Below are 11897 nucleotides of genomic sequence, written 5' to 3' on the forward strand. Positions count from 1 at the left end.
GAAGCTCTTGAAGATGTTGGTGGGAGAGCCCTTCAGGCCGATGGTGGTGGCGTCGATCAGGGGATCGTCCTTCAGCGCGTTGTAGTCAAAGGTGGTCAGAGGCTTGCTGTAGGCGCTGTAAATACCGACCACATTCATCAGGCGGGGTTCGTTCAGCTCCTTGATGCAGGTGATCAGACAGGGGGTCTGGGTCTTGATGGTCATATAGCCGTCTTCCAGCATCCGCTGGACGGTGACGGTGTTCCCCTCCTTGACGATGTCGCCGGCGTAGGTGATCTGGGGCAGATGCAGCTTCTCGGCGATCTGGGGACCGACCTGGGCGGTGTCGCCGTCGATAGCCTGACGGCCGCACAGCACGATGTCGTCCTTTTCCACGCCGATCTTGTTGATAGCGGCGGCCAGGATCTGGGAGGTGGCGTAAGTGTCGGAGCCGCCGAACTCACGGGCGGAGACCAGTACGGCCTCATCCGCGCCCATGGCCAGGGCTTCCCGCAGCATGCCGGCCGCGGGCGGGGGACCCATGGTGACAACAATGACCTTGCAGTTGGCGGCGTCCTTGATCTTCAGGGCGGCCTCCAGGGCATTCATGTCGTCGGGATTGGTGATGGTCTGCATGGACGCGCGGTTCAGGGTACCGTCGGGATTCACGGCCACCTTGCCGGAGGTATCGGGTACCTGCTTGATACTGACAATGATTTTCATATGGACGATACCTCCTTATTTCTTCTTGTCCTTGTTTTTGGGGCGTCTGGGGATCAGGTTGTTGGCGATGACCACCTTCTGGATCTCGGAGGAGCCTTCGTAGATCTCGGTGATCTTGATGTCCCGGTACATTCGTTCCAGGGGATAATCATGCATGTAGCCGTAGCCGCCGTGGAGCTGCAGCGCGGAGTTGACGACCTCACGGCCGAATTTGGTGGCGTACAGCTTGGCCATGGACGCCTCCTTGCTGAAGGGCAGGCCCTGCTGCTCCATCCAGGCGGCGCGGTAGACCAGCAGGCGGGACATATCCAGCTTAGAGGCCATTTCAGCCAGTTCCCAGGCCACGCCCTGGTTGGCGTTCAGCGGCTTGCCGAACTGCTTGCGCTCGCCGGTGTAGGCCAGGGCCTTTTCAAAGGCCGCGGTGGCCACGCCCAGAGCCTGCGCACCGGTACCGATCCGGGCGGCGTCCAGCGTACCCAGAGCGAATTTCATCATTTTGCCGCAGCCGGCTTTGCCGCCCAGCATCCGGGAGGCGGGGACGCGGACGTCCTCAAAGACCAGCTCGGTGGTGGGCAGGCCCCGCAGGCCCATTTTGTTCTCGATCTTGCCGACACTGACGCCGGGGGCGTCGGCGTCCACGATGAAGCCGTTGAAGCCCTTTTCACCGCCCTTCAGGTCGGCGATGGCCACCACCAGATGGTATTTGGCGATGTTGCCGGCGGTGATGAAGCATTTGGAGCCGTTGAGGATATAGTCGTCGCCGTCCTTGACGGAGGTGGTGTGGATGCCGGTGGCGTCAGAACCGGCATCCGGTTCGGTGAGGCAGAAGGTGCCGATGACACCGTCGTTCAGCACCTGGGGGATGAACTCCATTTTCTGCTCCTCGGTGCCGAATTTTTCGATGAAGGTGGGGAAGCCGTTGGCCAGCAGGGCGTAGGTAGAGCCGTGGGTCAGACTGGCCTTGGCCAGCTCCTCGATGACGATCATCTCGCCGATGGCGTCGTGGCCGGTGCCGCCGTATTTTTCACTGTGATTGACCCGCAGCAGGCCCACTTCACACATTTTTTTCCAGGTGTCGTGGAGAAACTCATGGGTCTCATCCAATTCTGCCGCTTCCGGCTCACAGTACTGCGCCGCGAATTGCGCCGCCATTTTGCGCAGTAATTCCTGTTCCTTGGTCAAACTAAAATCCATCGTATCATCCTTTCTTGCAAAACAGCTGTCATTGGGATTTGCTCAAATTATAAAGCAATCTTTGTGCCAACATGTCCGGGGATGTTTTTTTCCGGCGGCGGAATGGGGAGGGCGGAGTTTCAGCATTTTTCCGGGATTTCAGAAAAGAACCGCTCCGCAGAGATTGCATTGCGCTCTCAGATGTGATACAATTTGTATCAATGTGAAAAATGTGACACATTGCGTGGAAGGAGGAGCATCCATGAAAAGCCACACCCCAGCGTCCGCCAGGAAGGGACTGCAGCCCTGCGGAGCGGACGTCGGTACGCCGCTGATCCCCAAGGAGGAATTCGCGCGGATCAAAGCGGAGTCCGTGAAGATATACGCCTATGCCAACCGTATCATGCGGAAGGCCTGTGAGGAGCAGCGGCGGCAGGACTTTGGATACGCGCTTTTCGACAAAAACGGCTGGCTGCTGAAGCTGTATGGGCCAGAGGGCTTTCCGGAGTGGTGCGCCGCCCGGGGGATCTGCCTGGGGAGCCGGTGGGACATGAAGTCCATGGGGCATTCCGCCGTGTCCATCGGCCTGCGGGATCAGGCGGAGGCCAGGACCTGTGGTCCGGAGCACGACGACCCCAGCCTGGGAGACGTGGAGATCCATTTCGCGCCGCTGCTGCTGGAGAGCAGGGAGAAGGGCCGCTTCAATACCCTGGGCGGGCTGGCGCTTTTCGCCCCCGCCAGCGCGCCGGTGGAGGAGGGAGCGCTGATCCTGGATTCGCTGGCCAACGACATCATCCTGCACATTTTCATGGCCGGGGAGCTGTATGACCTCTATTTCCAGGAGCCCAAGGGCCTGGTCAACATCGACATCAACCGCATCACCGGGAAATACCACATCCTCTACCACAACGACCAGCTTTTCCGGACGCTGGGCATCCCCTATGAGAACCTGTATTTTCAAAAGGCGGAGACCCTGTTCGACCCCCTGCCCAAAAACCAGCGGTTCTGGGACATCATCCAGAATCAGCGGATCGTGGAGGATGAGATCATTCCCCTCAGCGTGCGGGGCAGAGAGGCTACCTATCAGATCTCCAACGCCCTTTACCAGCAGTCGAAGCTGGGGGTCGCGGGCATCCGGTTCTTCGTCTCCTCGCCGCAGGTGGTCTCGAATCATGTGGCCCGGCACATCGGCAACAACGCCGTGTATTCCTTCCCCCGGATCATCGGGCAAAGCCCCGCCATGCAGCGGTGCATCGCCCGGGCAAAGTCCATCGCCCGCAGCGACAGCAACGTGATGATCACCGGCGAGAGCGGCGTGGGCAAGGATATTTTCGCACAGGCCATCCACAACGCCAGCCGCCGGAAGGACAGCCCCTTCATCGTGCTGAACTGCGCGGCGTATCCCAGAGACCTGCTGGCAAGCGAGCTGTTCGGCTACGACGGCGGCGCCTATACCGGGGCGAAAAAGAACGGCAACCTGGGCAAATTTGAGCTGGCGGACACCGGCACGATCTTTTTGGATGAGATCGGCGACATGCCCCTGGACCTGCAGGTCATGCTGCTGCGGGTCATCGAGCAAAAGACCTTCAGCAGGATCGGCAGCAATGTGGTCCGCAGCGTGAATGTGAAGATCATTTCCGCCACCAACGCGGATCTGCAGGACATGGTGGAGAAGCGGACCTTCCGGCCGGACCTGTATTTCCGTCTGTGTACGCTGAATCTGCGGCTGCCGCCGCTGCGGGAGCGGGGACAGGATATCATTCTGCTGGGCGAGCATTTCATCGACGCCATCACTGCGCGGCTGCAGATGCCGGAGCGGAAGATCCTTGCAGACGAGACCAAGGAGCTGATGCTCCGCCTGCCCTGGAGCGGCAATGTCCGGGAACTGCAAAATGTGATCGAGCGGGTCGTTCAGCTGGTCCCCCATCAGGTCATCACGCCCCGGGATCTGGAGCAGTGTCTGGATTTCACCGTGTCGCGGGATGAGCTGCTTCCGCCGGAGGCGGAGGTGCCGCCCCGGGCCGAGCCGTCCAGCCACCGGAGGACCTCCGTGACCCGGGAAGAGATCCTGCGGGCGCTGGAGGAATGTAAGTACAACCGCACGCTGGCAGCGTATACCCTGGGGATCTCCCGCAAGACCTTCTACCGGAAGCTGGAGGAGCTGCAGATCGAGCTGTGAAGGGCAGTATGTCATATACAAAGCGGGCGGCCAAAGGCCGCCCGCTTTTCTGCCGGGGCGTTTTGCGGAAACCCTCAGGGCAGATTGGGGAACAGAGTAAACAGGACCACGCCTACGGCGGTGGCGATCAGCGGGGTCACCACAGTCAGCCAGAACACGGGCATGTAGGCGTCCTTGTGGGTCTCGCCGCAGACACCGTTGATGACGGTGACCACGAAGCCGTTGTGGGGCATGGAGTCCAGACCGGAGGAGGCGATCATCATCATGCGGTGCAGGACATTGACGTTGACGCCCAGACCATCCACGAAGATGGGCTTCAGGATGGGAGCGGCGATGCCCAGGCCGCCGGAGCCGGAGCCGCAGATACCGGCGATCAAAGTTGTGGCCAGCGCCACAGCCACCAGCGGAGGTCCGGGGATGTTCTCGATGGCCTCGCACAGCACAGGGAAGCCCACAGCCGCCTTGACGACAGAGCCGAAGCCCACCACTGCGGAGGTGTTGGCGGCGGCGGAGACGGCGTTCTTGATGCCGTTGCCGGTCAGCTCCAGGACCTTGGCGTCAGGCGTCTTGTACTTGCGGAGCATGATGTAAGCCAGGGCGGCGCCCAGCACCACGCCGAAGGCGGTGGGGACCAGCTGCGCGCCGTCGATCTTGATGTTGATCAGGATCAGGGTCAGCGCCAGAGGCACCAGAGCCAGCCAGCCGTTGGGGCAGACGGCGTCGTCGTCGAACTTATCGGTGGCTTTGGCGACAAAGTGCTCGCCGTTGGCCTGGGCCTTTTTCACCATGAACTGCAGCATCACGACGCCCACTACCAGAGTGACGGCGGTGCAGATGAAGCCCACGGTGGCGCCGGCCATCAGAGTGGTGCCCAGCGCGTTCTGCAGCACCACGTTGCCCACCTGGGGATTGCCGGGGCCGATGGCGGAGAAGGTGCAGCAGGCGAACACGATGATGCCGGGGATGAATCTTCTGGGGATGTCAGCCTCACGGTAGATCTCCAGAGCGATGGGGAACACGGCAAGCAGACCACGAAGCCGGCGATGCCGCCGTAGGTCAGGATGCCGATGGCCAGGGGGACGGCGATGATGGCGGCGCCTTTGCCCAGGCCCTTGATGATGAGGCGGGCGATGGCCTTGGCGCCGTTGGTCTTTTCATAGACCTGGCCCATCAGGGCACCGGCCACGAAGATCAGGAAGTTGCCGCCGAAGAAGCCGGTGAAGCCGCCCATGTAGTTGGTCTGCAGTGCGTCGTACAGGCCGATCTGGCCGGTGATGGCCACCAGCAGGGAGCTGGCGATGGCCGCGATAAAGATGTTGACGCCCTTCATGACCAGGAAAGACAACAAAGCAAGCGCTGCGATCATACCAATAATACTTACGATTTCCATAATTGCCCTTCTTTCTCTTTCTTTTTATCCCGTTGGGAACACATGCCGGAACATGTGGGGAACGAGGCTCAGCGGGTGCGGACCACGCCTTCTGCGGCCCAGGCGGCGATCACGTCGTCGGTATAGCCCAGCTCACGCATCAGCTCGGCGGAGTGCTCGCCCAGCAGAGGCGCGCTGCGGTGGGAGATGGGAGCCGCCTCGCCGAATTTGACGGGGGTGGAGACCATCAGGTCCTTGGTGCCGTCCCGGTTTTCGTACTCATAGACGTAGCCGTTGGCAATGGCCTGCTCGTCGGTGATGGTGTCCCGGATATGGTTGATGCGGTCATGGGCGATATCGCCCTCGATCAGCAGCTGATCCCACTCGGCATAGTCCTTGGACAGGAAAATGGGGTCCAGGATCTCCATCAGCTCCGCCTTGTGGCTGCGCATGTTGACTTCGGTGCTGAAGCGCTCGTCATTCACCAGATCCTCCCGGCCGATCACCTTGCAGAAGGGGGCGTAATAGCGCTCGTAGTTCAGCACGGAGATCATCATCCAGGTGCCGTCCTTGCACTGATAGGTGTTGCGCAGGGGGCTGTCGGGCTGAAGGCGGGTCTTGGGCCAGTGGTTGCCGTGGTACTCGGCCTGCATGATGCAGGCGTTGTCCCACATCGCCTGTCCATACAGGGAGACCATGACCTTTTCGCCTTTGCCTGTCTTGGCCTGCTGATAGAGGCAGGCGGCGCAGGCGCCGGCCAGAGTACCGGCGGTGCCGAAATCGCCCAGGGCGAAGGGAGGCGTCAGAGGGACCTCGCCGTTTTCGCACAGGTCCAGCATGGCGCCGGAGCGGGCCCAGAAGGCCACGGTGTCAAAGCCGGGATTGTTGGCGATGGGACCTTCGGTGCCGAAGCCGGTGAGGATGCCCCAGATGATGTGGGGATGGCGGGCGGACATGGCCTCGTAGTCCAGGCCCAGCTTGGTCAGCGCCCGCAGACGGTAGTTGGAGATGAAGATGTTGGCGGTGGCCAGCAGCTTGTCCATGATCTCCATGCCCCGGGGGTCCTTCAGGTTCAGGGGGATGCCGCGCTTGTTGCCGTCCTTGACCTCCTCGTGGGGGTTCTGCTCCTCGTCGGCCCGCAGACCCAGGGTCAGGCCGGTGTAGCGGCCGTTTTCGCCGTCCAGCGGCTCGATCTTGATGACGTCGGCGCCCCAGTCAGCCAGCATTTTGCCAGCGGCGGGACCGGCTCCGGCCACGGTGAAATCCACCACGCGGATGCCTTTCAGGGGAGTGTGAGTCATTGTTGAATACCTCCTTAAAAATATGTTCAGCTTATGGAAAAGGCGCAGGGATCACTTGCCCTGGAACACCGGAGGGCGCTTTTCAAAGAAGGAGCGCAGACCCTCCTTGGCGTCCTTTGTGTCGGCCAGCAGGCCATTCAGCTCGGCCTCATAGCGCAGGCCGGCGGCAAAGCTCATGTCCAGCCCCTGATCCACCAGGGACTTGCAGGCGGCGATGGCCACCGGGCCGTTTTTGATGATGCTCTTCATCAGGGTCTCGGTCTCTTCCAGCAGGGACTCCTGGGGGACCAGGCGGTCGGCCAGACCGATGCGGTAGGCCTCCTCAGCCCGGACCTTGCGGGCGGTGAACAGCAGGTCCTTGGCGACGGCGGGACCGCAGAGCCGGGCCAGCCGCTGGGTCCCGCCGTAGCAGGGCGCCACGCCCAGATCGCTCTCAGGCACGCCGAAGACCGCCTTTTCACCGGCGACGCGCATGTCGCAGGCCAGGGCCAGCTCGGTGCCTCCGCCCAGGGCGTAGCCGTTTACCGCGGCAATCACCGGCTTGGGGAGGCTCTCCAGGCGGTTCATCAGCGCCTGGCCGTGGAGGGACATCTGCTTGGTCTCCGCGCCAGTGCGGTCGGTGGTCAGCTCGGAGAGGTCGGTGCCGGCCATGAAGGCCCGGCCGGAGCCGGTGATGATGAGGCCGCGGATGCTGCTGTCCGCTTCCACAGCGGCGATGGCGTCTTCCAGCTCCTCTTTCATTTTGGTGCTGAGCGCGTTCAGTTTTTCAGGCTTGTTGAAGGTCAGGACGGCGTAGCCCTCCTTGACTTCAAAGAGAATCTCCTGATACATGAAACCATCCTTTCATAAAATTGTATTTTTCTTAACAATGTATCTGACAGAATAACATGCAAGAATCATGCCAAAATCTGCGAATATCCTTATTTTGTAAAATATTGAACGGTGGGACCAGCCTCAAAGCCTGTTCGTTATGGGAAAAAATTTTTTCCCCATTATGACATTGTGAAAAAGACGGGAGGACAGTGGCAGGCGTTTTTTGTCGGTTTTGCCTGAAACGCGTCAAACTGTGTCATCAAGAGAAACTGGTGACACAGTTTGTGATGTTCCCGTTTGTGACACAACGCAGATCGGATGAGCCCTGCCAAAAAGCCGCGGCTCTGACGGATTATGCCAAGGCTGCTGCCCAAACCACATATTTGACATATGGCACGCTTTTTGCTTCTTTAACCCTGCAGATCATCATTGCATAAGGAGGAGCAGGTCTCATGCTTGTGACAGAGCTGCTGAAGCAGAACGCGGCGCGCTACCCGGGGCAGGAAGCCCTGGCGGCGGTGTGCTCCAAGGATATCGTGCCATTGGGAGAGGCGTCCTATACCGCCTGCCGCCGGGCATACACCTGGGCGGAATTCGATCAGACCGCCAACCGGATTGCCAATTATTACCGCTCCATAGGGATCGGTCCTGGGAACAAGGTCGCCATCATGATGATGAATTGCATCGAGTGGCTGCCAGTCTATTTCGGTATCCTGCGCTCCGGCGCGGCGGCGGTGCCGCTGAATTTCCGGTATCATGCGGAGGATATCATCCGCAGCGTCCGCTTCGCGGAGATCGACGCCATGGTGCTGGACAGCTATTGCCGGGGCGAGACAGAAAAATGCCTGCCGGAGATCCCGGAGGTCCGCTCCTTCGTCTATGTGGGCACGGACACGGACTGCCCATCCTTTGCCAAGCCTTGGAAAGACAGCTTTGCCCTGGCGGACCCGGGAGATCCGGGAGTGAAGCTGGCAGGGGAGGACATGGCCGCCATCTATTTCTCCTCCGGCACCACCGGAACGCCGAAGGCGGTGGTCTATACCCATGAGACGCTGGAGCGGGCCTGCGAATTGGAGCACGGCAATCACAAGCAGGTCCACGAGGATAACTTCATCCTGATCCCGCCGCTCTATCATGTGGGCGGCAAGCTCCACTGGATGGGCAATCTGCTGGTGGGCGCCAGGTGCGTTCTGCTGCTGGGTTTTCAGGTGGACGCCTTTTTTGAGGTGATGCGGCGGGAGCGGGTCACCATCTCTTTTTTGCTGCTGCCCTGGGTCCAGGACATCCTGTTCCAACTGGATTCCGGCCGTCTGAAGCTGGCGCCGGAGGACGTTCCCAGCTGGCGGATGCTGCACATGGGGGCCCAGCCTATCCCGCCCTCTGTCGTCCAGCAGATGCAGCGGTATTTTCCGGAGCTGGCTTATGAGGTCAGCTATGGATTGACGGAGTCCGGCGGACCCGGCTGTCTGAACCTTCCGGCAGACCGGCTGGACAAGCTAGGTTCCGTGGGCGTTCCCGCCAAGGGCTGGCAGGCCCGGATCGTTGACGGACACGATGCTCCGGCGGAAGCGGAGCAGACCGGCGAGCTGCTGCTGCGGGGACCAGGCGTGATGCAGGGCTACTACAAAGCGCCGGAACAGACGGCTGCCGCCCTGCGGGGCGGCTGGCTCCATACCGGCGACCTGGCGAAGCGGGACCGGGACGGCTTTTACTACATTGTCGGCCGGCTGAAGGATGTGATCATCAGCGGCGGCGAGAACGTCTACCCCGTACAGGTGGAGGAGTTCCTGCGGACCCACCCAGCTGTGCAGGACGCAGCGGTGTTCGGCATCTGCGACTGCCGCCTGGGCGAGGCAGTGGTGGCCCAGATCGAACTGAAGGACGGCCAGACCTGCACGGAGGGGGAGCTGATGGGCTTTTGCCAGAAGCTGCCCCGGTTCCAGCGGCCCAGAAAGCTGTTTTTCGGCAAGGTGCCCCGCAATCCCACGGGAAAAATCGACAAAAAGGCACTGAGAAGCCAGTATTCCGTAAAACACCCCTTTACCAGCCATGCCCATTTGTGATATATGTGATATAGTCAACGCACTTGAAAATCAGCAAAAGCAGATTTTCAACCAGCGGGCATACCCGCTGGACGGGCAAAGCCCGTGGGCGTTGACTATGAAGAAGACACTTAGGCCGCTTTGCGGCCACCATCGGCGCATGCGCCGATGGTTTGAAAAAAAGTTTTTACTTCTTTTCAAGTGTGTCGACTATAGAGAAGACGCGCGGGCCGGCAGGCCCATGGGAAGGGAGACGGAAAGAGAGCATCTATGGCAGAACACTTGGAGGAACAACTTTGGAGGCTGGAGATCCCGCTGGTGGGGAATCCGCTGAAAACATTGAACAGCTATCTGCTGACCGGCGGCCAGCGGAGTCTGCTGATCGACACGGGCTTTGACCAGGCTCCCTGCTGGGAGGCTATGGACGCCCAGCTGCGGCAGATCGGCGTGGACCGGAGCCGCATGGATATTTTCCTGACGCATCTGCACAGCGACCACACGGGGCTTGTCCCCGGGTATACATCAGCGAGATCGACGGTCCCCTGCTGAAGCAGGGACTGTCGGACGAATACTGGCAGGGCGTGTACCGCTCCTATGTGCAGAACGGCTTTTCCTGGGAGGAGGTCTCCCACCTGTGGGAGAACAATCCCGCCCAGTGCGCCGCGCCGAAGCAGTGGGACGGCGGCTTTACCTATCTGCGGGACGGCGACCGGCTGGAATACGGCGGCCAGACGCTGCGGTGTGTTCTGACACCGGGACACACGCCGGGCCATATGTGCCTGTATGGCGAGGACAGCCGGTGGCTCTTTTCCGGCGACCATGTGCTGTTCCACATCACGCCCAATATCTGCCGCTGGGAGACTATGCCGGACGCCCTGGGCAGCTATCTGGAGAGTCTGGAAAAAGTAGCCGGCCTGCCAGTGACGCAGTTATTCCCGGCTCACCGGCAGGAACGGGGCGACCTGCGCCAGCGGGTCATGGAACTGCGGGCGCATCACGACCGGCGCATCCGCAACGCGCTGGAGATCGTAGAGCGGGAGCCGGGGCTGACCGCCTATGAGGCCGCAGGCCGAATGGCCTGGAGCATCCGCAGCCGCAACTGGGCGGAATTTCCGCTGACGCAGAAATTCTTCGCGGTGGGGGAGACCCTGGCGCATCTGGACTATCTGGAGGTCCGGGGACGGGCCGTCCGCCGGGAGATGGATGGAGTCATCCGGTATTTTCCGGCTCCATGAAAATCAACGAATGAACGGGAGGAAAGCGTTTTGATCGGGATCATCATCAACTGTCTGGCCGTCGTCGCCGGCGGCCTTTTGGGCATGATTTTTGGAAAGCGGCTGTCACAGGAGTTTACGGCGAAGCTGAATACGGTTTTCGGCGTGTGCGCCATGGGAATGGGGATCAGCTCCATCGTTCTGATGGAGAACATGCCCCCTGTCATTCTGGCCGTAGTGCTGGGGTCCGCCATTGGGCTGGCCTGCAAATTGGGGCGGCTCATCAGCCGGGGGGGCGAGTGCCTGCAAAAGCCGGTCAGCAAGCTGCTGGGGGACCGCAGCAGCAGTACCCTGCCAAGGGAGGAGTACCTGTCTCTGCTGGTGACCACCATCGTGCTGTTCTGCTCCAGCGGCACCGGGATCTACGGCAGCCTGGACGCGGGGATGACGGGCAGCACCACCATCCTGATCTCCAAGTCCATTCTGGACCTGTTCACCGCCATGGTCTTTGCCTGCAACCTGGGGGCGGTGGTGTCCATTGTGGCAGTGCCGCAGTTTGTGATCTTCACCGCGCTGTTTTTGGCGGCCAAGGCCATCTATCCCCTGACGACTCCAGCCATGATCGCGGATTTCAAGGCCTGCGGCGGCTTTTTGCTGGTGGCCACCGGCTGCCGCATCGCCAAGATGCAGGATTTCCCCATTGCAGATATGCTGCCAGCCATGGTTTTGGTCATGCCCCTCAGCGCCCTGTGGACGAATGTGATCGTTCCGCTGCTGTGACTGCGCCCGCCGGTGGAAGCGGGCGAAAGGATAACAAAGGTCCCTCCGCGCTGCCGCGCGGAGGGACCTTCTTAGAACCTGTATCAATAGGCGCTGCACACCGTTCGGGCGGGCCGTTTCCCGCCGCCCCGCGTTGTTTCTCCTTGAAATACACGAAGGATTCCTGCGTCAAAACGCCTTGATCTGCGGGAAAATTCCTCGCCTATCGATACAGGTTCTTATGTTATTTTCAACGGCTCACACCTGGAAATGCTCCACGATATCCACCAGCTCGGCGCCGATGCGCTTCTGAGCCTCCTTGGTGCCGGCGCCCACATGAGGCAT

Annotated in this window: 9 protein-coding genes and 1 pseudogene; 5 read left to right on the forward strand and 5 right to left on the reverse strand. The window is 60.8% G+C overall.

The genetic code is table 11. The features are described from left to right. Both Q0Z69_RS15225 and Q0Z69_RS15230 read right to left on the reverse strand, forming a co-directional pair. Window positions 1-702, reverse strand: a 702-nt coding sequence (locus Q0Z69_RS15225) for an electron transfer flavoprotein subunit beta/FixA family protein (protein WP_298035253.1), incomplete at its 3' end; no start/stop codon positions are given. Window positions 703-717: 15 nt separating this feature from the next. After that, window positions 718-1896 carry an acyl-CoA dehydrogenase family protein gene (locus Q0Z69_RS15230; protein ID WP_298035254.1) on the reverse strand — a complete coding sequence of 393 codons (1179 nt, stop codon included), beginning with the start codon at window positions 1894-1896 and terminating at the stop codon, window positions 718-720. A gap of 241 nt (window positions 1897-2137) precedes the next feature. Between Q0Z69_RS15230 and Q0Z69_RS15235 the strand changes: the two genes are divergently transcribed. After that, window positions 2138-4054 (forward strand): sigma-54-dependent Fis family transcriptional regulator, encoded by a 1917-nt coding sequence (locus Q0Z69_RS15235; RefSeq protein ID WP_298035255.1) that lies wholly within the window; start codon window positions 2138-2140, stop codon window positions 4052-4054. An 859-nt stretch (window positions 4055-4913) separates the two neighbouring features. On the opposite strand, the gene Q0Z69_RS15240 is transcribed toward Q0Z69_RS15235, so the two are convergent. The 3 genes from Q0Z69_RS15240 to Q0Z69_RS15250 form a co-directional block, all read right to left on the reverse strand. Next, a complete protein-coding gene (locus tag Q0Z69_RS15240; RefSeq protein ID WP_298035256.1) occupies window positions 4914-5444 on the reverse strand; it encodes a hypothetical protein in 531 nt (176 codons plus the stop codon). A 68-nt stretch (window positions 5445-5512) separates the two neighbouring features. Continuing rightward, entirely contained in the window at window positions 5513-6724 is a 1212-nt protein-coding gene (locus tag Q0Z69_RS15245) for a CaiB/BaiF CoA-transferase family protein (protein ID WP_298035257.1), read from the reverse strand. A 51-nt stretch (window positions 6725-6775) separates the two neighbouring features. Next, window positions 6776-7555, reverse strand: coding sequence for an enoyl-CoA hydratase/isomerase family protein (locus tag Q0Z69_RS15250; protein WP_298035258.1), 780 nt, complete (start codon window positions 7553-7555; stop codon window positions 6776-6778). Between the two features lie 254 nt (window positions 7556-7809). Between Q0Z69_RS15250 and Q0Z69_RS15255 the strand changes: the two genes are divergently transcribed. The 4 genes and pseudogenes from Q0Z69_RS15255 to Q0Z69_RS15275 all read left to right on the forward strand — a co-directional run bounded on the left by Q0Z69_RS15255 (window position 7810) and on the right by Q0Z69_RS15275 (window position 11573). Further along, entirely contained in the window at window positions 7810-7974 is a 165-nt protein-coding gene (locus Q0Z69_RS15255; RefSeq protein ID WP_298035259.1) for a hypothetical protein, read from the forward strand. A gap of 15 nt (window positions 7975-7989) precedes the next feature. Continuing rightward, window positions 7990-9600, forward strand: a complete 1611-nt coding sequence (locus Q0Z69_RS15260; RefSeq protein WP_298035260.1) for a class I adenylate-forming enzyme family protein — start codon at window positions 7990-7992, stop codon at window positions 9598-9600. Between the two features lie 249 nt (window positions 9601-9849). Then, window positions 9850-10814 (forward strand): annotated as a pseudogene (locus Q0Z69_RS15270) (MBL fold metallo-hydrolase). Window positions 10815-10844: 30 nt separating this feature from the next. Further along, window positions 10845-11573 (forward strand): DUF554 domain-containing protein, encoded by a 729-nt coding sequence (locus tag Q0Z69_RS15275; protein WP_298035263.1) that lies wholly within the window; start codon window positions 10845-10847, stop codon window positions 11571-11573. Window positions 11574-11897 lie beyond the last annotated feature (324 nt).

The sequence above is a fragment of the uncultured Dysosmobacter sp. genome (assembly GCF_947631165.1).
Lineage (GTDB): Bacteria > Bacillota > Clostridia > Oscillospirales > Oscillospiraceae > Oscillibacter.

Bases quoted from the DNA above. Each gene is read 5' to 3' on its own strand.
- Q0Z69_RS15230 (WP_298035254.1), bottom strand. From the start codon at position 1,896: ATGGATTTTAGTTTGACCAAGGAACAGGAATTACTGCGCAAAATGGCG.
- Q0Z69_RS15235 (WP_298035255.1), top strand. From the start codon at position 2,138: ATGAAAAGCCACACCCCAGCGTCCGCCAGGAAGGGACTGCAGCCCTGC.
- Q0Z69_RS15240 (WP_298035256.1), bottom strand. From the start codon at position 5,444: ATGGAAATCGTAAGTATTATTGGTATGATCGCAGCGCTTGCTTTGTTG.
- Q0Z69_RS15245 (WP_298035257.1), bottom strand. From the start codon at position 6,724: ATGACTCACACTCCCCTGAAAGGCATCCGCGTGGTGGATTTCACCGTG.
- Q0Z69_RS15250 (WP_298035258.1), bottom strand. From the start codon at position 7,555: ATGTATCAGGAGATTCTCTTTGAAGTCAAGGAGGGCTACGCCGTCCTG.
- Q0Z69_RS15260 (WP_298035260.1), top strand. From the start codon at position 7,990: ATGCTTGTGACAGAGCTGCTGAAGCAGAACGCGGCGCGCTACCCGGGG.